Consider the following 21,914-nt stretch of genomic DNA (forward strand, 5'->3'; position numbering starts at 1 on the left):
GGTGCTACCGGTTAAGTCTGGTTGAGTATGCTGAAAAATCAAATCATCAACCGCGCTTTCTCTGCTAACCTCATTGATAACAGCCAGTTAAATGCCATGCGGAGCCTACAGGCCGCCTGTCGGGAGAGACGATGAGTCGAGTACTATTAACCGGAGCCAGCGGCCTGGTGGGAAGTCACCTGCTGCGGTTGTTGATTGCCGAGCCGCGCGTCAGCGAAATTATTGCGCCCACGCGACGCGCGCTTCCGCCAATGAATAAAGTGATCAATCCGGTGGAAGCGGATCTGACCGATGTGCTGCGCCCTTTGCAGCAGCCGATTGATATTGTCTTTTGCTGCCTGGGTACCACGCGTAAGCAGGCGGGCAGCAAGGCTGCCTTTATCCATGTTGATTATACGCTGGTGGTGGACAGTGCGATTGCTGGCCAGCGCCTTGGGGCCAAACATATGCTGGCGGTAAGCGCGCATGGAGCCAGCGTCAATTCACCTTTTTTCTATCATCGGGTCAAAGGGGAGATGGAGCGGGCGTTGCAACAGCAGGGCTGGCCGCGCCTGACGCTTATTCGCCCCTCTCTGCTGCTGGGCGATCGGCAGCAACCGCGGCCGGGCGAAGCGTTTTTTGCGCCGTTGTTTAAGCTATTGCCTGGTAACTGGCGGGCGGTGACGGCTAAAGATGTTGCCGGGGCGATGATGCGCGAAGCCTTTTCGCCTGGCCACAATAACGTCACCATTATTGAATCTGCTGCCATTACCCGCCCCAGATAAAGCGTGAACGTCAGCCTGCAAGCCATGGCCTGGGACAGCAGGGCGATGCTCAGCGCAGGTAATGAATAACCTGGTTACTGCTCCCACGCCAGACCAGCGCAGGATCTTTTAACTCCCGGATAAATTTGCCGTCTACCAGCACATCCAGTTCAGCCACGACCTTTCTCTGGGCTTCGCTAAGCTCTGCCAGCGTGTAGCCGGTCCATAGCCAGATATCCTTGCCGGGACAAGCGCGCCGTACGCGGCGCACCAGTCGCAGCACATCGGGCACGTTGGCTGGATGCAGCGGATCGCCGCCGGAAAGCGATAATCCCTGACGTGGAATACGGCGATCGTTCAGATCGCCTATCAGCTTTTCTTCCATATCGATGGTAAAGGGCACGCCGGAGTTAAGCCGCCAGGTGCGCTGGTTATAGCAGCCGGGACAGGCATGCTCACAGCCGGCAACAAATAGCGTACAGCGGGTGCCCGGTCCGTTTACCACATCAATGGGATAGTACTGGTGGATATTCACAGATGTTTTACCCGCCGTTTTACCTCTTCCTGTTTACCGGCGTTAAACGGACGGGCGTCCGGGCTGCCCAGATAACCGCATACGCGACGCGTAACGGAGACTCTGGCCGGATCGTGATTGCCGCAGGACGGGCAGGTGAACCCTTTGCTGGTACAGTCAAACTCACCGGTAAAGCCGCACTCGTAACATTCGTCAATGGGCGTATTGGTGCCGTAATAAGGAACCTGGTTATAGCTGTAGTCCCAGACATCTTCCAGCGCTTTCAGGTTGTGCTGCAGATTGGGATACTCGCCATAACAGATAAAGCCGCCGTTAGCGATTGTCGGGTAAACGGCTTCGAAGTCGAGCTTGTCGTACGGGTTAACTTTTTTCTCTACGTCCAGATGGAAACTGTTGGTGTAGTAGCCTTTATCGGTTACGCCTTTGACCTGGCCAAACTCGGCGGCATCCAGGCGGCAGAAGCGATCGCAGAGATTTTCGCTGGGCGTGCTGTAGAGGCTGAAACCGTAGCCGGTCTCCTCTTTCCAGGCATCGACCGCTTCGCGCAGACGCGTAACGATCGCCACCGCTTTGGCACGCAACGCTTCGCTGTCGTAGAGATGCGTCTCGCCGCCGCTTAGGGCGTTGATGGTCTCATGCAGGCCAATGTAACCCAGAGAAATGGATGCACGACCATTTTTAAAAATCTCCGCCACGTTATCGTCTGCGTTAAGCCGCACGCCGCAGGCACCTTCCATATAGAGAATGGGCGCCACGCGCGCTTTGGTCTGTTCCAGGCGGGCGATGCGCGTCATCAGCGCTTTCCTGGCAATGGCCAGACGTTCATCCAGCAGCTGCCAGAAACGCGCTTCGTCACCGCGCGCTTCCAGACCAATACGCGGCAGGTTAAGGCTGATTACGCCCAGGTTGTTGCGGCCATCATGAACCTGTTCACCGTTCTCTTCCCACACGCCGAGGAAACTGCGGCAGCCCATCGGGGTTTTAAACGAGCCGGTCACCTCCACGACGCGATCGTAATTAAGAATATCGGGATACATGCGTTTGCTGGCGCACTCCAGAGCCAGCTGTTTGATGTCATAATTGGCATCGCCCGGACGACGGTTAAGCCCCTCACGAATCGCAAACACCAGTTTAGGGAACACGGCGGTTTTGCGGTTTTTGCCAAGGCCGGCAATACGGTTGCGCAGAATAGACTGCTGGATCAGGCGCGCCGCCCAGCTGGTTCCCAGGCCAAAACCAAACGTGACAAACGGCGTCTGACCGTTGGCGGTGTGCAGCGTATTCACCTCATATTCCAGCGACTGGAAAGCGTCGTAACACTCTTTCTCGGTGCGTTCGCGGGCATAACGCTCGCTTTCAGCAATCTGCCATTCACGCGCCACCGCCAGATGTTTTTCATAGCTCACCTCCACAAAGGGGGCGAGGATCTCATCGATGCGGTTGATCGTGGTGCCGCCATAAATATGGCTGGCAACCTGCGCGATAATCTGTGCCGTTACCGCCGTTGCGGTAGCAATGGATTTGGGCGGTTCAATCTCGGCGTTGCCCATCTTGAAGCCGTTGGTCAGCATGCCTTTTAAATCGATCAGCATGCAGTTAAACATCGGAAAGAAAGGGGCATAGTCCAGATCGTGATAGTGGATTTCCCCACGCTGGTGGGCGCGTACCACATCGCGCGGCAGCATATGCTGCTGGGCATAATGTTTAGCAACAATACCTGCCAGCAGATCGCGCTGGGTTGGGATTACTTTGCTGTCTTTATTGGCGTTTTCATGCAGCAGGGCGGGGTCGCTTTGCTCCACCAGCCCGCGAATGGCTTTGCTTAGTTTACCGCGCTGCTCACGCGCTAAATCGCGATCGTGGCGGTACTCAATATACTGACGCGCCAGTTGCGGATAGCGGCCAGCCATCAGTAAGTCTTCTACGGCTTGCTGAATTTCATGAATATCGACGCGCTCACGGCTGCTGACCTGTTCACTGACCTGCTGGGCTACCGCTAAGCAATAGGCTTCATCTTCAATCTGAGCGGCCCGGGCTGCGGCGCGAATCGCCTCAGCTATGCGCTGCTGATCAAAGGCTACCTGACAGCCGTCTCGTTTTACTACCGTCGTTTTCACCAACGTTCTCCCGTGAAGTCATTACTATATGTGGGACTGGTGGTGAATAGTAAACGCTATATATGGGGTTTGCGCCTGATTTAAGCGCACTTTTCTTGACGCAGAACAAGGATCGCCAGAGGCGGTTGAAAAGTTAAACGGCGGCAAAAACAGAGCTTATAAGAGGGATTAAAACAGATGTCGCTGCGCGTTATTCACGCGCAGCGGTTTAACTCAATGATTTTTCTTCTGATACCACCAGACCGCTTCCCAGGGCCGCAGCATCATCTCGCCCGGCTCGTTTTTGGGATCCGGATAATTGCTCATCATCACTTCCCAACTGCTGCCAAACGACTCTTCCGGATGCCAGGTCTGCGCCTCACGACTGAAGTTCGCCATCACCACCAGCGTTTCACCTTCATACTGGCGCTGATAGCACCAGAGATAAGGGTGATTCGGCAGCAGGTCAAGATAGTCGCCCCAGGTCAGGATCAGATAACGCTTACGCAGCTGGATAAGCTGTTTATAAGCATAAAAAATCGAGTTCGGGTCAGCAACGGCCGCTTCGGCATTAACGGTTTCATAATTCGGGCTCATGCCGATCCACGGCGTGCCGGTCGTAAAGCCGGCATTCTGGCTGGCGTCCCACTGCATCGGCGTACGGCCATTATCGCGCGATTTACTGGCCAGTATCGCCAGCAGGTTTTCGCTGTCGCGACCCTGTGCACGTAGTTCTGCATACATGTTATGACTTTCAATATCGCGGTAGTCGATGATGCGGGTAAAGCCGGGGTTGGTCATGCCCAGCTCTTCGCCCTGGAAAATATAGGGCGTGCCCTGCATACCATGCAGCACCATCGCCAGCATCTTCGCCGACTGCACACGATATTCGCCATCATCGCCCCAGCGTGAGACCACGCGCGGCTGATCGTGGTTACACCAGAACAGGGCGTTCCAGGCGCGATTGTGCATACCCTGCTGCCAGTGGGTAAAGATTTTCTTTTGCGCCACCAGATCCAGCGGGGTCAGTGTCCATTTCTGGCCATTCCAGAAATCCACTTCGACATGGTCAAAGCTGAAGACCATCGACAGCTCTTCGCCCTCCAGCGAGCCATACTGCTGGCAGTGCTCCAGCGTTGCAGAGGACATCTCGCCCACCGTCACCAGCTCGCGTGGACGAAAAACGTCGCGGCTCATCTCACGCATATATTCGTGAATGCGCGGCCCGTCGGTATAAAGACGCAGACCATCGCCATCGGGATCGTCAGGGAAATCCTGATGCTTGGAGACCAGGTTAATGACATCGAGACGCAGCCCATCGATACCGCGATCGGCCCAGAAGTTCACAATCTGCTTGAGCTCGGCGCGCACATTGTCATTTTCCCAGTTCAGATCGGCCTGTTCAGGCGCCCACAGGTGCATATAGTACTGATTACTTTCCGGATGCCAGCGCCATGCGGAGCCGCCGAACTTTGACTTCCAGTTATTAGGCGGTTCGTTGGGCTTGCCATCCCGCCAGATATAGTAGTCGCGATAAGGGCTTTCCGGGTTCAGCGATTCATGAAACCAGTGGTGCTGTGTGGAAGAGTGGTTAAACACCATATCAAGGATAATACGCAGCCCGCGCTTATGCGCCTGCTCAACCAAATGGTCGAAATCGCTCATTGTGCCGTAAGCGGGATCGATGGCGGTGTAGTTCGCCACGTCATAGCCGTTATCAACCTGCGGTGAAATATAAAAAGGCGTCAGCCAGATTGCATCCACACCCAGCATTTTCAGGTAGTCCAGACGCTGAATCACACCGGCCAGGTCGCCTGTGCCACTACCGGTCGTATCCTGGAAGCTCTTGGGATAGATTTGATAAATGACGCCGTTCTGCCACCATGGTGGAGTTTTATTCATTGCTCAATCCTGATTGCTTATCGGGGCGAAAACCGCCGCCCGTTTTATCGAAAAGTCTACTTTTTCACACTCAGTAAGGTTAGCTACTCCTTACGATTACGACACGCCGGACGCTGAGGAATCCGCTGAAAAAGCGATTTTTACGCCCTCTCAGGAGTGGAAAAAGGCTGTTGCTTCATAATATAGCGCCGTCTCCGCGCCCTTTATGCAGCCTGGTAAAACTCTTTACAGGGATGTTGCAAAAATTTTCCGCCGCCGCTGATTTAACCCCGCAATAGCCAGGAAAAGCACCCTATGCGCGGCTGCATCTGTTCAATATAGAAAAGGCGTTTCGCTAAGTGAATAAAGTAGCTTAGCAGTACTGGCGCAGCGGCGCATACGCGCAAAAGGGAAAGGCCAGCGTCATCGGCATGCGCGGATGAGCAAATCAGGAAAAGCCTGCTTTACGCCAGTAAAAAAGACCTGTCGGGAAAGCATTATTAAAAAGCCGCGTGCAACTGACGCGGCCTTATCGTTATGTCGATTAGCGACGTACGGCAATCGCTTCGATTTCAATTTTTACATCTTTTGGCAAACGCGCCACCTCCACGCAGGAGCGAGCAGGGAAAGGTGCGCCGTGCTCGTTGAAAAAGGCTTCATAGGTGGCATTAACAGTGGCGAAGTCGTTAAGGTCTTTAACGAACACCGTGGTTTTCACAATGTCACTTACCTTCAGACCTGCGGCTTCCACAATGGCCTGCACATTTTCCAGTGACTGACGTGCCTGCGCAGCAACGCCATCAGCGACCTTGCCGGTTTTAGGATCGACCGGGATCTGACCGGAAGTTATGATCATACTCCCCAGATCGACGCCCTGAACATAGGGTCCGATAGCGGCAGGGGCATTTTCCGTGCTGATTTCGCGTGACATAAATTCTCCTGAGGTGTGGGATGCCAGGCGGACAGCCTGCCCGCCCTGTCGCTCTATTATAGGAAGATGGAAAGTGTTTACCAGTTCGCCAGCACCACCTGATGCGCAAATTCTTTTTCACAATATTTGCACTTCAGCTGAACGTTATCAGCGCGTTTTCTGACGGCAAAACTGGAGTAAACCGGCTCCGTGCGGCTGATGCAGTTGCCGTTCGGACAGGTCAGCACGCGCTCAATACGATCCGGCAGCACAGGAACGATCTTGGCGACCACTTCATAATCATCGATCCGGTTAACGGTAGCGTGCGGCGCATAGACTGCTAACTGATTGATCTGCTCGTCGGTGAGGAAAGTGTTTTCGATCTTGATTAAATCTTTACGGCCCAGCGCCCCGGAGGGCAGGTTAAGTCCGATGGTAATGCGCTGCTCGGTTTCCGTCAGGCGGAACAGCGTTAAAAGTTTAAAGCCCACCTGCGCCGGAATATGATCGATTACCGTGCCGCGTTTGATGGCTTCAACCTGCAATTTATCTTGCGTCATACTGTTTCCTCCTTACAGAACCGGATCGCTGTTAAGCACTAATGCCAGAAGCGCCTGACGCGCATAAATACCGTTGCCGGCCTGCTGGAAATACCAGGCGTAAGGCGTTTTATCCACGTCGGTGGCGATCTCATCAACGCGCGGCAGCGGATGCAGCACTTTCATATTGTCGCGAGCGCCCTGCAAATCGGCGGCGCGCAGAACAAACTGCGCCTTCACGTTGGCATATTCCGAGGGATCGAGACGCTCTTTCTGTACACGCGTCATATAAAGAATATCCACCTGCGGCACCACCTCTTCAATACTGGCGTGGCGGCTCCAGGCAATGCCTTTTTCATCCAGCATATCGGTAATATAAGCGGGCATCGCCAGCGCCTCAGGCGCGATAAAGAAGAAGCGGTTGCCGTCAAATTTGGCCAGCGCCTGCGTCAGGGAATGCACGGTGCGGCCATATTTCAGGTCGCCGACCATCGCCACATTCAGATTGCTCAGGCGGCTTTGCGTTTCCTGAATAGTAAAGAGATCGAGCAGCGTTTGAGTGGGATGCTGATTCGCGCCGTCGCCCGCGTTCAGGATCGGAATCGCGCCGGAAAACTCGGTGGCGAGACGGGCCGCACCTTCCTGCGGATGACGCATCACAATCGCATCGACATAGGTACTGATAACGGAAATGGTATCGGCCAGCGTTTCGCCCTTTTTGCCCAGCGAGGTATTGCTGCTGTCGGAAAACCCGACCACCGCCGCGCCCAGCCGCTGTATGGCCGTTTCAAAAGAGAGGCGAGTGCGCGTAGAGGCTTCAAAGAAACAGCTGGCAATCACTTTATGCTTCAGCAGCTCTGGCTGTGGCCGGGCCTTCAGGCTGGCCGCCGCATGCAGCACCAGCTCCAGCTCCTCGCGGCTGAGATCGTTAATCGAAATTATATGCTTGTGATACAGCGGATTCATGCGTCACTCTCCTTTAGGCGTGCCGGATTAAGGACGAAAAAAAAGCCCCTGCAATGAGGGGCTTTTTTACGATTGGTCGCTGACGGAAGGAAACAGGCGCGCCGCCTGCATTCAGGCGTGATTGAGCGATCGCTGTTTTATGGCTCAGTTGCATGCGTCCTCCCGACAAATTGTGGCGCATTATACGCATTCGGTTTGCAGCATCAAGTAAAAAACGCGCGCCGGGTAACCGTTTGCGTTATGCTAATTTACCCGGTTTCGCCAGCGTGGCGACCATCACCGCTTTAATGGTATGCAGCCGGTTTTCCGCCTGATCGAAAACGATGCTGTGCGCCGATTCAAATACCTCATTGGTGACTTCCATGCCGCCATGCAGATCGTATTGCTCGGCCATCTGTTTCCCCAGCGTGGTTTGGTCATCGTGCAGCGCGGGCAGGCAGTGAAGAAATTTCACCTTTTCATTACCGGTAAGCTGTAGCATCGCCATATTCACCTGATAATTACGCAGCAGGGCGATACGTTCCTGCCAGCGCTCTTTGGCTTCGCCCATTGAGACCCACACGTCGGTATAGATAAAGTCCGCCTGTTTGACCCCTTCAGCAATATCTTCCGTCAGGGTGATTTTTCCGCCGTTCAGCTTTGCCACCTCGCGGCATTCATTCACCAGATGCTCTTCCGGCCAACAGCTCTTCGGCGCTACCAGCCGCAGATCAATGCCCATCAGCGCTGCGGCTTCCATTAGGCTGTTGCCCATGTTATTGCGCGCATCGCCTGTATAGGTCAGCACCATTGCGCGTAATGATTTTTCCGGCAGGTGTTCCTGCATGGTTAACAGATCGGCCAGCAGCTGGGTAGGATGGAACTCATCGGTCAGGCCGTTCCACACCGGCACGCCAGCATATTCGGCTAAGGTCTCTACGATCTGCTGACCGTGACCACGATACTGAATGCCGTCATACATGCGGCCCAGCACGCGTGCGGTATCCTTAATCGATTCCTTGTGGCCGATTTGGCTGCCGCTGGGCGCCAGATAGGTAACGCGGGCACCCTGATCAAACGCGGCAACTTCGAAAGAGCATCGGGTACGGGTCGACTCTTTTTCGAAGATGAGCGCGATATTTTTGCCCTGCAGGTGCGGCACTTCCTCACCGTTTTTTTTCGCGATTTTTAATTCAGCAGCGAGGGCCAGCAGCGCATTAATTTCTGCTGGGGTAAAATCGAGCAGCCTGAGGAAATGGCGTTGATAAAACTGACTCATACAGCACTCCTTGTTCTTTTAAATTGAATTAAAATTCAATTTAACCGGATGAATATGCATTTTCAACCCTGAGCACAATAAACTTTTGCTTTTGTGTAGTGGCGCGGAGTGCAGTGTGGGAAAATAATCACATTGTCTGCCAAAACAGAGGAACCCATCATGGCATATGAAGAATTGCTGGAAGAGCAGCGCGAAGAGACGCGAGCGATTATCGAAGAGCTGCTGGAGGATGGCAGCGACCCCGATGCGCTTTACACCATTGAGCATCATCTTTCCTGCGACAGCTTCGAAGCGCTGGAAAAAGCAGCGGTAGACGCTTTCAAGCTGGGCTATGAAGTTACCGAGCCAGAAGAGCTGGAGCTGGAAGATGGTTCAACCGTTATGTGCGTTGATATCCTGAGCGAGCTGGCGCTTAAGCCTGAGCTGCTCGATGCGCAGGTTGAGCAACTGGTTAACCTGGCCGGCAAGCATAACGTTGATTATGACGGCTGGGGCACCTACTTCGAAGATCCGGATGCGGAAGATGAAGAAGAGGGTGATTACATTGACGAAGACGATGACGGTATCCGCCATTAATAGCCTGCCGCTTTAAATATTGATCCGGCGTGCCGTTAAGGCGCGCCTTTTAACCATAGCGATAGTATGAATTACGCCGATCTCCTTGCTCCCATTCACCAGTTTCTGCATTGCCGTACGCCGCAGGCGTGGATTGATGAAGCGCGCAAACCAGAAAACCTCCCCTTGCTGCTCACCGATCATATGGTTTGTGAACTGAAAGCGGCACAGACGGCCACCTGGTTGATTCGTAAATATGTTGCTGATAAGCCCAGCGGCGAGGCGATCCTTGCGTGGCTAAAGCCTTATGAAGCCTTTGTGCATCGCGAAGATCACGACAGCGGGTTTATTGAAGCGCATAAAAATTTGTCCAGGCGTATTATCACCCGTAACGATATCCCCTGGGGCGATGAGCTGCTGGATAAGATGATATTGCTGATTAAAGAAGAGCTGCACCATTTTTATCAGGTATGGGAAATCATGCAGGCACGCGGCATCGCTTATCAAAAGATCACTGCCAGCCGGTATGCCAAAGGCCTGCTGCGCGAAGTGATTACCCATGAACCGGAAACGCTGGTGGATAAGCTGATCTGCGGCGCTTATATTGAGGCACGCTCCTGCGAGCGGTTCGCCAGTCTGGCGCCCTGGCTGGACGAGGAACTGGCGAAATTTTACGTTTCACTGCTGCGTTCCGAGGCGCGTCATTATCAGGATTATCTGTCGCTGGCGGCACGTATCGCGCCTTTTGATATTGCCGGAAGGGTGCGTCAGATTGGCGAAGCCGAAGCGCGTCTGATTCAGGAACCGGATAACGAACTACGCTTTCACAGCGGCGTGCCGGCCTGGCGTATGATGTAGCTTGTGGTAGCTATTCGGCTCAGGAACAGCCATAAGCCATTGCGGCTGATTAACATCCATGCAGCCGCCCAAAAAACCGCCAGTACCAAAATGCCATTAATAGCAGGGCAAGCAGCGGCAAATAAAGCGCGCGCTGCTTTTTACGCAGGCTAAGCCAGAGTAATGGCGCGATAAGCAGAAGCGTTAACGGAGCGGTAAATGAACGGATATCGTCAACAACAAATGTTTTGTAAGCATCGCAAACCGTCTTGATTTCATCGCCATCGATATATTGCTCTTCTTTGAAATAAGAAAGATAAGCGATATTGAAAAAACAGAAGCTGCTATAAAACAACGTTAAGGCGAACACTTTCCAATTCATTTTTTTACTTCCAGTATTATTTCTAAGGTTTGCTTTTTTTCAAGAATTCTACGCCCATAAGAACTCCATGCGCGTGTGGCATGCCCTTTGGGTGCATGGATAGAATCAATGATATCTTGTTTGTCCCGGGATGTGCCCCGGTTATAACGTGAGCCAGCCAAAATTAATTGCTCATCATTTAGCGTTTCGGTATCAGCGTCTGGATAATCATATTTAATTAACTGTCGTAGATGTTGTGCAACTATACGTAAGTTAAACTCATTATTATACAAACATGTGGCTAGCTGAAACTGTTGAAGAGAACTAAGATTTTTAGGGTTTATGCCTAAGGTTTCCGCTACCGCCCTCAACTGAATTGCTACGGCACCAACTGAGACGGCGTTAGACCATTGATTATCTTTTTTAAGTAAAAATTCTAATAATTGCCTGAATTGTAATACACCATAGCCTTTTAATCTTTCTGGTGTCCCGCCGACTTCAGCGATAGCAACGCCTGCCAACAATAAAGCCGGGATATGTTCTTCTTTTGCTATTTTAATTACTTTATCTTTATTATAAGTCAGGTAAGCCGCTTTATAGGCCCATAGGTAATTTTCCCCTGTAAGGAAGCGTTGGTTATTTGGAAGAAACCAAAAACGCATGAAGTCGACTCCGTTCCAATGGGGAAAACCTTCGTTATCAACTTTGCAAAACATATTCATGTCGCCTCTCCTGGCATTAATTCCATAGACTATATTTTACTTTCTGGTTAAAAAGTCGTCAATAACGAATCTATTAAAAAGGCGCTTACAGCGCCTTTAACATCCTTACTTCGCAGTCGTCGTGACCGTTGCAACCGAGCGGCCCGTAAATATACTAAAATTATAAATACGATAATAATGTAGGAATTAATAATACAAATCTAAACATGGTTAAAAAAAACACTATTACGATAAAGCGCAATACTGGCAAGTGTGACAAGCTAAGCAATATATCGCATTTTTAATTGACAGCATCTATCTAAAGCAGAGTATGATTTATAGTCAGCAGACAAGGAGGTTTTTATGGGGATACAAAGAGGTGGGTTACGTTTAATGACACCTGGGGAAATTAATTTATCTCAGCAACTATATCATCATTCAATACAATAAGGTTTGGATACATCACGGGAGCTTTTTACCTTTTGGCATGCAAGAAAACAATACTGCGATGACACCAACTGGTGAGATATGGTTTGAAACGAATGTATATTCAGATGATTACTCTATAGTTCCATCGATTTACAACACCTTTTTATACATGAAATGATGCATGTCTGGCAAAAACAAAAGGGCATGTATGTGATAATGCGTGGGCTATTCTCCTGGGCTGCTGATTACTCTTATGATTTGACAAAACTCAGGCTGGCTGACTATTCACTGGAGCAACAGGCTGCTATCGTCGCTGATTACTGGTTGCTAACGTCACACGGGTTTAAAAATTATTCTTATATTGTAAAGTATAAAGGCCTTCATCAGAATGAAAACCATAATTCATTAATTTTGAAATATAAAAAAGTATTGGGAGGGTTTCCTTTTTGAGAAATTTTATTTTACTCGCTCTGTTTTTTTTAACATCCTGCGGTTCAGGGGACAGACTGCAATTTAGAAATCCTGGTAACTCAAGCATTACTTTAAATTCAGTGTGTATTAATGCACAGCCGGGTAAGGTGTTATCTTACTACTTGCTAAGCTCTTCCGTTAATCATTATAAAAAGCCTATTGCTACAGAAGATAATATAAAAAAATCTTATCCAGATGCGTGTATTTCCACAAGCCTGCAATCAGATGCGAAATACACTCTTATTTATATTTTAGATAACGATAAGTACAGGCTGGAGTTTTCCGTTGATCGTCAGGGAAAGATTAGCCCGGGAGGAAGATAACTTAATGTTATCAGTGTTTTGATAAGATTAGTTTCCATAGTATAACGCTATGCTATAACGAGAATTCTTATATGTGTTAATTTCAACTTACTGCTTTTACCTGGTACTGCTACCAGGTACAGCTGTGTTCACCAGTGATGAACTCACTAAGACAAGCCAATAAAAGGCGCTTACAGCGCCTTTAACATCCTTACTTCGCAGTCGTCGTGACCGGTGCAACCGAGCGGCCCGTCAATATGTTGAAAACCCAGTTTTTCATATAACCGAATCGCCTGCGTCAGGCTGGCGGTGGTTTCCAGGTAGCAGCGCTTAAAGCCGTGCTCACGGGCAAAATCCATCGCCTGTAGCGCCAGACGGTGCGCCATGCCGCGACCGCGCAGCTGCGGCAGGAAATACATTTTTTGCAGTTCGCATATATCCGGCGCGCTGCACTGCAGCGGAGCCACGCCGCCGCCACCCATAATCTTGCCATCCAGCTCAATAACCCAGTAGGCGCTATTCTCCGTGTTATACAGCTCAAATAGCCGATCCAGATTAGGATCGGAAACGGTATAGCCTTTATCAGCGGTCAGGCCGAACTCAGCGGATACGGTACGTATTACCTGCGCAATATGCGGGTTATCTGCTGCGGTAATCGGGCGGACGCGAAGCGAAGTGTCTGGGGCGATATTCATACGTCTGGCTCAGATTAAGAAAAGGAAAAAGAGTGTAATAACACCGCTTGCCGCCTGATGCAATGGCACAGGATGATGACATAAAAAAACCGTGGTCAGGTTGCCCTGCCACGGTTGTTTTTTGCTTTAGCGGATTACAGCGCGGCGATAACGCTCTGCTGTTCAATCAGCTTGGCTTTGCCCTGTTCCAGCTCCGCCATACGATCGCGCTCTTTCGCAACCACCGCTTCCGGTGCGCGGGCAACGAAAGACTCGTTGGAAAGGCGAGCATTGATTTTTTCCATCTCGGCTTCCAGCTTCGCCAGCTCTTTGGCCAGACGATCCAGCTCCGCTTCCTTATCGACCAGACCCGCCATCGGGATCAGCAGTTCAGCGCCATCCACCAGCTTGGTGACGGAAAGCGGACCTTTCTCTCCCTGCGCCAGCACGGTAATGTCGCTTAAACGCGCCATCGCCTGCAGGAAGTTACGGTTCTCGCTCACGCGACGCTGAGCGTCGGCACTGGCACCGCGCAGCAGCAGCTCTAACGGTTTACCCGGAGAGATATTCATCTCGGCGCGGATATTACGTACCGCTACAATCGCCTGCTTCAGCCATTCCGTATCGGTCAGCGCCGCATCGTCTGCCTGTGCCGCGTTATAAGCCGGGAAAGGCTGCAGCATGATGGTATCGTCGCTGATGCCTTTCAGCACTTTTACCCGCTGCCAGATGGTTTCAGTGATAAACGGAATAATCGGGTGCGCCAGGCGCAGCAGCGCTTCCAGCACGGTAACCAGCGTATGACGCGTACCGCGCAGCTCCGCTTCTGAACCGTTGTGCATCACCGGCTTGGTCAGCTCCAGATACCAGTCGCAGAACTGGTTCCAGGTGAACTCATACAGAATGTTCGCAGCGATATCGAAGCGATAGCTGTCCAGCGCTTCACGATAAGCTTTCACCGTGTTGTTGAACTCTGCCAGAATCCAGCGATCGGCCAGCGACAGCACCATTTCGCCGCCGTTCTGCCCGCAATCTTTCTCTTCGGTATTCATCAGCACAAAGCGGCTGGCGTTCCACAGCTTATTACAGAAGTTGCGGTAGCCTTCCAGACGCTTCATATCCCAGTTGATATCGCGACCGGTAGAGGCCAGCGCCGCCAGCGTAAAGCGCAGCGCATCGGTGCCCGCCGGCTCGATGCCGTTCGGGAACTGCTTCTCGGTGCGCTTGCGAATTTTTTCCGCCAGCTGCGGCTGCATCATGTTGCCGGTACGTTTTTCCAGCAGCGCCTCAAGCGAAATGCCATCCACCATATCCAGCGGATCGATGACGTTACCTTTCGATTTCGACATCTTCTGGCCTTCTTCATCGCGGATCAAACCGGTCATATAGACGGTTTTGAACGGCACCTGCGGCTTACCGTTTTCATCCTTCATAAAGTGCATGGTCAGCATGATCATGCGCGCAATCCAGAAGAAGATGATATCGAAGCCGCTGACCAGCACGCTGGTCGGGTGGAAGGTGCGCAGCGCGTCGGTATTCTCCGGCCAGCCAAGGGTAGAGAACGTCCAGAGACCGGAAGAGAACCAGGTATCCAGTACGTCATCGTCCTGATGCAGCGCAACGCTGGCATCCAGCTGGTTTTCCGCGCGCACTTCTTCTTCGCTGCGGCCAACATAAACGTTGCCCTGTGCGTCATACCAGGCAGGAATACGATGACCCCACCACAGCTGGCGAGAAATACACCAGTCCTGAATATCGCGCATCCAGGAGAAGTACATGTTTTCGTACTGCTTCGGTACAAACTGAATATCGCCGTTCTCAACCGCTTCAACCGCCACTTTTGCCAGCGGCGCGGTGCGCACGTACCATTGATCGGTCAGCATCGGCTCGATCACCACACCGCCGCGATCGCCGTAAGGCACGGTCAGGTCGTGAGCTTTAACCTCTTCCAGCAGGCCCAGCGCGTCAACGGCAGCGACGATCGCTTTACGTGCGGCAAAACGTTCCAGCTTCTGGAACTGTTCCGGCAGGGTCGTGGCGTAGACGTCAGTTTCTTCGCCGTTGGTATCGTAAACCTGGGCGCTTTCACGGATATCGCCATCAAAGGTCAGAATATTGATCATCGGCAGCTTATGACGACGGCCAACTTCATAGTCGTTGAAATCGTGCGCCGGGGTGATCTTCACGCAGCCGGTGCCTTTTTCCATATCGGCATGCTCATCGCCCAGAATCGGGATACGACGATCCACCAGCGGCAGCACGACATACTTACCGATCAGATCTTTATAACGCGGATCTTCCGGATTAACCGCCACGCCGGTATCGCCCAGCAGGGTTTCCGGACGGGTCGTGGCAACCACCAGATAATCTTTACCATCAGCGGTTTTCGCGCCGTCCGCCAGCGGATAGCGGATATGCCACATGGAACCTTTGGTTTCACGGTTTTCCACTTCCAGATCGGAGATGGCGGTGCGCAGCTTCGGATCCCAGTTAACCAGGCGTTTGCCACGGTAGATCAGGTTCTCTTTATACAGGCGAACAAACACTTCTTTCACCGCATTAGAGAGACCTTCATCCATAGTGAAGCGCTCGCGCTCCCAGTCTACAGAGTTACCGAGGCGGCGCATCTGGTTAGTAATGGTGCCGCCAGATTCCGCTTTCCATTGCCACACCTTGTCGATAAAGGCATCGCGACCGTAATCCTGGCGTGTTTTTCCCTCTTCAGCGGCAATCTTGCGCTCTACAACCATTTGCGTGGCGATACCCGCGTGGTCGGTTCCGACCTGCCACAGGGTATTTTTTCCCTGCATGCGCTGATAACGCACCATAGTGTCCATGATGGTTTGCTGGAAGGCATGACCCATATGCAAGCTACCGGTGACGTTCGGCGGCGGGATCATGATGCAGAAGCTTTCCTGGCTGGTATCGCCATTCGGTTTAAAGTAGCCCTGCTTTTCCCAATGCTCGTAAAGCGGCTGTTCGATCTCTTGCGGATTATATGTCTTTTCCATTTCTGCTATGTCGTTTGCGGCTGTGGCGGGGTTGCCGTATTCAAGTGGAAGCCGACGCTGCGATAGGCTTTATAGCGTGCACGCGCCTGCTGTTTCAAAGATTCTTCGCTCGGAACAAAGTCTATCACTTCATGGAAAGCGGTGGCAAAATCTGCAAACTGCGGCAGCAGGCTGATCAGCAGATCGCGCGGCGCGTTGCCCCGGCGCTGCGGCCAGGCCAGCTCCACCGGCGCGCCATATTTCGGGCCTTCTCCGGCCAGATTATGCGGAACGAAGGCGTTGGCCGGACGTTGCCACAGCGCCTCATCCAGGCGAATCGCCTGCTGTTCATCTTCACAGGCGATCAAAATGCGCTGGCCTTTACGCCAGTGTTCGGCAGCAAGGTCGCAGGTCAGCCGCTCAATGGCGTTCAGACCATCCGCGGCGGAGTCTTGGTCCGGAACCTGCTCCAGAAGATAGAACGTTGCGTTTTTCATGGTCTGGATTCTTTATGCGTGACAGAAAATTCTTGTTCCGGGCTTGGATGCCGGAAGAAAAAGCACTTTACCATAAGTGAGTGAGGATTTGCCCGCCTGGCACAGAGTGGCGTAAGGAAACCTGCGTCAGGCGATACAACGCGTGCGCCGGCAGGCAAAAAAATCCCCGGCTTAAGCGCCAGGGACTTTTTATCATGAGGAAGGCTTAATCGTCGCCGTTCAGCCCGGCGCGGTTCAACAGGAACTGCGACAGCAGGGCGACAGGACGACCGGTCGCACCTTTGGCTTTACCTGAGCGCCAGGCCGTGCCCGCGATATCCAGATGCGCCCAGTTATATTTGCGCGCAAAGCGAGCCAGGAAGCAGGCAGCGGTAATGGCTCCACCCGGACGGCCGCCAATATTTGCCATATCAGCGAAGTTGGATTCCAGCTGCTCCTGATACTCATCCGCCATCGGCAGACGCCAGGCACGGTCGCCCGCCTGCTCGGAAGCGCCGATCAGCTCGTGCGCCAACGGGTTATGGTTCGACAGCAAGCCGCTGATATGATGACCCAGCGCGATCACGCAGGCACCGGTCAGCGTGGCAACATCAATCACCACGTCCGGATCGAAACGCTCAACGTAGGTTAAGGCGTCGCACAGCACCAGACGGCCCTCGGCATCGGTATTCAGCACCTCTACCGTCTGTCCGGACATGGTGGTCAGCACATCACCCGGACGGAACGCCCGGCCGCCCGGCATGTTTTCACAACCGGCCAGCACGCCGACCACGTTCAGCGGCAGGTTCAGCTCCGCCACCATGCGCATCACGCCATAGACCGAAGCCGCGCCGCACATATCGTATTTCATCTCATCCATGCCTTCGGCAGGCTTGATGGAGATACCGCCGGAATCGAAAGTCAGCCCTTTACCCACCAGCACAATAGGTTTGCTTTCCGGGTCCGGACTGCCTTTATATTCAATCACCGACATCAGCGATTCATTCTGCGACCCCTGGCCGACCGCCAGATAGGCGTTCATGCCCAGCTCTTTCATCTGCTGTTCGCCGATAACGCGCGTGGTGATGTTGCTCCAGGCGTCCGCCAGCTGACGCGCCTGCGAAGCCAGATAGGCAGCGTTACAGATATTCGGTGGCATATTGCCAAGATCTTTTGCCGCTTTGATGCCGGCGGCAATTGCCAGGCCGTGCTGAATGGCGCGCTCGCCGCTGGTCAGCTCGCGGCGCGTAGGCACGTTAAACACCATTTTACGCAGCGGACGACGCGGTTCGACTTTATTGCTTTTCAACTGGTCGAAGCTGTAAAGGGTCTCTTTCGCCGTTTCCACCGCCTGGCGTACTTTCCAGTAAGTGTTGCGCCCTTTAACATGCAGTTCGGTCAGAAAGCAGACCGCTTCCATTGAGCCGGTATCATTCAGCGTATTAATGGTTTTTTGAATGACCTGCTTATACTGGCGCTCGTCCAGCTCTCGCTCTTTTCCACAGCCAATGAGCAAAATCCGCTCAGAAAGGATATTCGGCACATGATGCAGCAGCAGCGTTTGGCCCACTTTACCTTCCAGCTCGCCGCGGCGCAGCAGGGCGCTGATATAGCCATCGCTGATTTTATCCAGCTGTTCGGCGATTGGCGACAGACGGCGCGGCTCAAAGACACCCACAACGATACAGGCACTACGCTGTTTCTCGGGGCTACCGCTTTTTACACTGAACTCCATGCACTCTCCTGAATCTTAAAGACAACGGCGCTGGCTGCGGCTAGAATGTACCGCTTCGTAACGTTTACGCCGTTGCGTACGACGCTCCTGGTAGCCAGGCGTCAGTTTGTGTTTCAGTGACATTGTTATTTTTGACGTCACCTGAACGCTTGTGTCATACAATAGATCTATGACAACGGCCATTGATGATGAGAAATGGCGAATAAGCGTTGAAACTATCGATTTTCCAGCAAAAAGACAAGTTTTCACAGGCATACGAAGCGTGATAATCATTAGATATCTGGTTCGGGAAACGCTCAAAAGCCAGCTGGCAATACTCTTTATCCTGCTGTTGATCTTCTTCTGTCAGAAGCTAGTCAGGATCCTGGGCGCTGCCGTGGATGGTGAGATCCCGACAAACTTAGTTCTTACCCTGTTAGGGCTCGGCGTGCCAGAAATGGCACAGCTTATACTGCCGCTCAGCCTGTTCCTGGCCATCCTGATGACGCTGGGGCGGCTGTATACCGAAAGCGAAATCACCGTGATGCACGCCTGCGGCTTAAGCAAGGCGGTGCTGGTCAAAGCGGCGATGGTGCTGATGCTGCTAACGGCGGCGGTGGCGGCAGTCAACGTTGTCTGGCTTGGCCCCTGGTCATCGCGCTATCAAAGCGAGGTGACGCAGAATGCGAAAGCTAATCCTGGCGCTGCGGCGCTGGCGGCGGGGAAATTCCAGCCCTCCAGCGACGGCAATAGCGTTCTCTTTATTGAAGATGTGAAAGGCAATCAGTTCGGTCACGTTTTCCTGGCGCAGCTGCGTCCGAAAGGCAATGCGCGCCCGTCCGTTGTAATGGCGGATAGCGGCTATATGGAGCAGCGTCCGGACGGTTCGCAGGTGGTCACGCTGGATAAAGGCACCCGCTTTGAGGGCACCGCGCTGCTGCGTGATTTCCGCATTACGGATTTCACGCACTATCAGGCGATTGTCGGCTATAAAACCGCCACGCTCGATCCTAACGACGCCGAACAGGCGGAGTTTAAGGATCTGTTCGGCAACAGATCGCCGGAGTTCCGCTCTGAGCTGCACTGGCGTTTAACGCTGATATTTGCCGTGCTGGCGATGGCGCTGATGGTGGTACCGCTTAGCGTGGTAAACCCACGTCAGGGACGCGTGCTTTCCATGTTACCGGCTATGCTGCTCTATTTAATCTTCTTCCTGTTACAAAGCTCGCTAAAATCAAACGGCGCGAAGGGACGGCTCGATCCGGCAATCTGGATGTGGGCGGTTAACCTGAGCTATCTGGCGCTGGCGATTGTTCTGAACGTGTGGGATACGGTGCCGATGCGCCGTCTGCGCGCCCGCTTTACGCGTGGAGGCTCAATCTGATGTTTGGCGTATTAGACCGCTATATCGGTAAAACGATCTTTAACACCATTATGCTGACGCTTTTTATGCTGGTATCGCTTTCCGGCATTATTAAGTTTGTCGATCAGCTGCGCAAAACCGGGCAGGGCGCCTACACAGCGTTGGATGCAGGCTATTACGCGCTGCTCAGCGTGCCAAAGGATATCGAGACATTCTTTCCGATGGCCGCGCTGCTTGGCGCGTTGCTGGGCCTTGGCACCCTGGCGCAGCGCAGTGAGCTGGTGGTGATGCAAGCCTCTGGTTTTACCCGTCTGCAAATCGCGCTGTCGGTGATGAAAACTGCCATTCCGCTGGTGCTGCTCACCATGGCGATCGGTGAGTTTGTTGCGCCGCAGGGCGAGCAGATGGCGCGTAACTTCCGTGCGCAACAGCTGCTCGGCGGCTCGCTGCTCTCTACCCATTCCGGCCTCTGGGCAAAAGATGGCAATAGCTTTATCTATATAGAGCGCCTGAAGGGCAATAATGAACTTGATGGCGTCAGTATCTACAACTTTAACGATCAGCGGCGGTTGGTGAGTGTACGCTATGCCGCTACCGCTACCTGGGATAAAGAGCAGCGGCGCTGGAATCTGGGGCAGGTGGATGAGTCCAATCTGACCGATGCCAAACAGATCACCGGCAAGCAGAGCATTAACGGCCAGTGGAAAACCAATCTGACGCCAGACAAACTTGGCGTGGTGGCACTGGACCCGGATGCGCTGTCGATCCGTGGGCTGTATAACTACTCTAAATATCTGGTGCAGAGCGGTCAGGAGTCAGGACGCTATCGGCTTAATATGTGGGGCAAGATTTTCCAGCCGCTGTCGGTGGCAGTAATGATGCTGATGGCGCTGTCGTTTATCTTTGGCCCGCTGCGTAGCGTATCGATGGGCGTGCGTGTGGTCACCGGTATCAGCTTTGGCTTTCTGTTCTATGTGCTGGATCAGATTTTTGGTCCGCTCAGCCTGGTATATGGCTTACCGCCGATTTTGGGCGCGGTGCTGCCCAGCGCGGCCTTCTTTGCTATCAGTGTCTGGATGCTGATGAAGCGACGTTAAGCTTCTGGTGCGGCAGATGACTGCCGCACCGGCTTAGCAGCCTGACGGGCTGCTGTTTTCTTGCACGACCTTTCTACCCTGTTTACGCTGCTTCCTGCTTCCTGCTTCCTGCTTCCTGCTTTCTTATTTCTCTGTTCTTTGCTGTGATTTTATTTTTATAAATATTAACTGGGGTCATGACTTTTAATTTTTGCAAATTTATTTTATTGCGAAATATCTGATTTTTTGCCTGCTCATAATTTATTACGGCCCTGATAAGGTAAATGTAAATAGTCTCGTGATTTTTTTTCTCGACGCGTCACGCTTGTTTAATTTGCTGCATTTATAACAAGTTAGGCGCTAAAGAAAATCTGGCGCGGATAAAAGGAAAAACAAAAAGGCCGTTAAGCCAGAAAAAGCGGCAATAATCAGGGCCGTTTACCCGCTCATTATTAACAGGATTTATATTTCTTAACAATTTGCCGTGCTCGATTATTACATAAGCTCCCGTTTGGTCTATGCTTTATAACTATTACGGTAAGTTATCGGAAACGTTCGATAATCGATGCATATTCTGAACGGCGCTATTTTATGGAGGGCGAGTAATGACGAAGAAAATTGCGCCGCATGAGAAAGTAACGGAACAGCATGAAGCCATTCCGTTAGCAGAAGAGCAGGCGGAGGTAAGCACGCAGCGCGTGGTTGACCGTCGCATCCGTATTAGCCGCTCCACGACAACGGCAGAGAAGCTGTTAGAAACCGAGCTCTGGCATGAAGAAGTTAAGATAGAACACATCGAAAAAAATGAACCAGTGGAGGCAGGCTATTTCCCAGAGGTTCGTCAGGAAGGCGATGTGTTAATTGTGCCGGTAATTGAAGAGCAGGTGGAAATTATTCGTCACTATATATTGAAAGAAGAAGTACATATTCACAAGCTGAAGAAAAGCGAACAGTTTCAGCAAAAAGTAACATTACGTAGCCAGGAGATAGAGATCAACAAGGAAGATACTTAACCGTCAACCTAAGCACGAGGAGAC

General features: G+C 52.4%; 20 protein-coding genes. 7 read left to right on the plus strand and 13 right to left on the minus strand.

The window, feature by feature from the left end:
• The first annotated feature begins 131 nt into the window (after window positions 1–131).
• Window positions 132–764, plus strand: coding sequence for an NAD-dependent epimerase/dehydratase family protein (locus ACQE3Y_RS17430; RefSeq protein WP_426982157.1), 633 nt, complete (start codon window positions 132–134; stop codon window positions 762–764).
• Between the two features lie 49 nt (window positions 765–813).
• Here the strand turns inward: ACQE3Y_RS17430 and nrdG are convergent, their stop codons facing one another.
• The 7 genes from nrdG to argF all read right to left on the minus strand — a co-directional run bounded on the left by nrdG (window position 814) and on the right by argF (window position 8,928).
• Window positions 814–1,278: an anaerobic ribonucleoside-triphosphate reductase-activating protein gene (nrdG, locus tag ACQE3Y_RS17435; RefSeq protein WP_250651623.1), complete on the minus strand. Its 465-nt coding sequence runs from the start codon at window positions 1,276–1,278 to the stop codon at window positions 814–816.
• The gene (gene nrdD / locus ACQE3Y_RS17440) at window positions 1,275–3,395 is read right to left on the minus strand and encodes an anaerobic ribonucleoside-triphosphate reductase (RefSeq protein ID WP_426982158.1); all 2,121 of its coding nucleotides are present in this window, start codon (window positions 3,393–3,395) and stop codon (window positions 1,275–1,277) included. Before nrdD ends, nrdG begins: the two co-directional genes overlap by 4 nt.
• Before the next feature lie 213 nt (window positions 3,396–3,608).
• On the minus strand, window positions 3,609–5,276 hold the full coding sequence (gene treC, locus ACQE3Y_RS17445) for an alpha,alpha-phosphotrehalase (protein ID WP_426982159.1): 1,668 nt from the start codon (window positions 5,274–5,276) through the stop codon (window positions 3,609–3,611).
• 523 nt (window positions 5,277–5,799) lie between these two features.
• Window positions 5,800–6,186 carry a 2-iminobutanoate/2-iminopropanoate deaminase gene (gene ridA, locus ACQE3Y_RS17450; protein ID WP_426982160.1) on the minus strand — a complete coding sequence of 129 codons (387 nt, stop codon included), beginning with the start codon at window positions 6,184–6,186 and terminating at the stop codon, window positions 5,800–5,802.
• A 77-nt stretch (window positions 6,187–6,263) separates the two neighbouring features.
• A complete protein-coding gene (gene pyrI / locus ACQE3Y_RS17455; protein WP_085068253.1) occupies window positions 6,264–6,725 on the minus strand; it encodes an aspartate carbamoyltransferase regulatory subunit in 462 nt (153 codons plus the stop codon).
• Window positions 6,726–6,737: 12 nt separating this feature from the next.
• Window positions 6,738–7,670: an aspartate carbamoyltransferase gene (pyrB, locus tag ACQE3Y_RS17460; protein WP_426982161.1), complete on the minus strand. Its 933-nt coding sequence runs from the start codon at window positions 7,668–7,670 to the stop codon at window positions 6,738–6,740.
• A 238-nt stretch (window positions 7,671–7,908) separates the two neighbouring features.
• Window positions 7,909–8,928 (minus strand): ornithine carbamoyltransferase, encoded by a 1,020-nt coding sequence (argF, locus tag ACQE3Y_RS17465; protein WP_426974834.1) that lies wholly within the window; start codon window positions 8,926–8,928, stop codon window positions 7,909–7,911.
• A gap of 159 nt (window positions 8,929–9,087) precedes the next feature.
• On the opposite strand from argF, the gene rraB reads away from it, so the two are divergent.
• Both rraB and miaE read left to right on the plus strand, forming a co-directional pair.
• Window positions 9,088–9,504, plus strand: a complete 417-nt coding sequence (gene rraB / locus ACQE3Y_RS17470; protein WP_085068248.1) for a ribonuclease E inhibitor RraB — start codon at window positions 9,088–9,090, stop codon at window positions 9,502–9,504.
• A gap of 66 nt (window positions 9,505–9,570) precedes the next feature.
• Window positions 9,571–10,341, plus strand: coding sequence for a tRNA isopentenyl-2-thiomethyl-A-37 hydroxylase MiaE (gene miaE / locus ACQE3Y_RS17475; protein ID WP_426974833.1), 771 nt, complete (start codon window positions 9,571–9,573; stop codon window positions 10,339–10,341).
• A 49-nt stretch (window positions 10,342–10,390) separates the two neighbouring features.
• On the opposite strand, the gene ACQE3Y_RS17480 is transcribed toward miaE, so the two are convergent.
• Window positions 10,391–10,702 carry a DUF2645 family protein gene (locus ACQE3Y_RS17480; protein WP_426982162.1) on the minus strand — a complete coding sequence of 104 codons (312 nt, stop codon included), beginning with the start codon at window positions 10,700–10,702 and terminating at the stop codon, window positions 10,391–10,393.
• Entirely contained in the window at window positions 10,699–11,403 is a 705-nt protein-coding gene (locus tag ACQE3Y_RS17485) for a hypothetical protein (RefSeq protein ID WP_426982163.1), read from the minus strand. The genes ACQE3Y_RS17480 and ACQE3Y_RS17485 overlap by 4 nt, the downstream gene beginning before the upstream one ends.
• A gap of 854 nt (window positions 11,404–12,257) precedes the next feature.
• Between ACQE3Y_RS17485 and ACQE3Y_RS17490 the strand changes: the two genes are divergently transcribed.
• Entirely contained in the window at window positions 12,258–12,605 is a 348-nt protein-coding gene (locus ACQE3Y_RS17490) for a putative T6SS immunity periplasmic lipoprotein (protein ID WP_426982164.1), read from the plus strand.
• Window positions 12,606–12,775: 170 nt separating this feature from the next.
• On the opposite strand, the gene ACQE3Y_RS17495 is transcribed toward ACQE3Y_RS17490, so the two are convergent.
• The 4 genes from ACQE3Y_RS17495 to pepA all read right to left on the minus strand — a co-directional run bounded on the left by ACQE3Y_RS17495 (window position 12,776) and on the right by pepA (window position 18,459).
• On the minus strand, window positions 12,776–13,279 hold the full coding sequence (locus ACQE3Y_RS17495) for a GNAT family N-acetyltransferase (RefSeq protein WP_250651634.1): 504 nt from the start codon (window positions 13,277–13,279) through the stop codon (window positions 12,776–12,778).
• 134 nt (window positions 13,280–13,413) lie between these two features.
• A complete protein-coding gene (locus ACQE3Y_RS17500) occupies window positions 13,414–16,269 on the minus strand; it encodes a valine--tRNA ligase (protein ID WP_250651635.1) in 2,856 nt (951 codons plus the stop codon).
• Between the two features lie 5 nt (window positions 16,270–16,274).
• Window positions 16,275–16,745, minus strand: coding sequence for a DNA polymerase III subunit chi (locus ACQE3Y_RS17505; RefSeq protein ID WP_250651636.1), 471 nt, complete (start codon window positions 16,743–16,745; stop codon window positions 16,275–16,277).
• Between the two features lie 205 nt (window positions 16,746–16,950).
• Window positions 16,951–18,459 carry a leucyl aminopeptidase gene (gene pepA, locus ACQE3Y_RS17510; protein WP_085068239.1) on the minus strand — a complete coding sequence of 503 codons (1,509 nt, stop codon included), beginning with the start codon at window positions 18,457–18,459 and terminating at the stop codon, window positions 16,951–16,953.
• 262 nt (window positions 18,460–18,721) lie between these two features.
• Between pepA and lptF the strand changes: the two genes are divergently transcribed.
• The 3 genes from lptF to ACQE3Y_RS17525 all read left to right on the plus strand — a co-directional run bounded on the left by lptF (window position 18,722) and on the right by ACQE3Y_RS17525 (window position 21,890).
• Complete coding sequence (gene lptF, locus ACQE3Y_RS17515; protein WP_426974828.1) at window positions 18,722–19,822, plus strand: LPS export ABC transporter permease LptF; 1,101 nt, start codon at window positions 18,722–18,724, stop codon at window positions 19,820–19,822.
• Window positions 19,822–20,898, plus strand: a complete 1,077-nt coding sequence (gene lptG / locus ACQE3Y_RS17520; protein WP_426974827.1) for an LPS export ABC transporter permease LptG — start codon at window positions 19,822–19,824, stop codon at window positions 20,896–20,898. Before lptF ends, lptG begins: the two co-directional genes overlap by 1 nt.
• A 584-nt stretch (window positions 20,899–21,482) precedes the next feature.
• The gene (locus ACQE3Y_RS17525; protein ID WP_426982165.1) at window positions 21,483–21,890 is read left to right on the plus strand and encodes a YsnF/AvaK domain-containing protein; all 408 of its coding nucleotides are present in this window, start codon (window positions 21,483–21,485) and stop codon (window positions 21,888–21,890) included.
• Window positions 21,891–21,914: the final 24 nt, after the last annotated feature.

Source organism: Pantoea sp. FN0305, from assembly GCF_050113845.1.
Taxonomy (GTDB): domain Bacteria; phylum Pseudomonadota; class Gammaproteobacteria; order Enterobacterales; family Enterobacteriaceae; genus Mixta; species Mixta alhagi.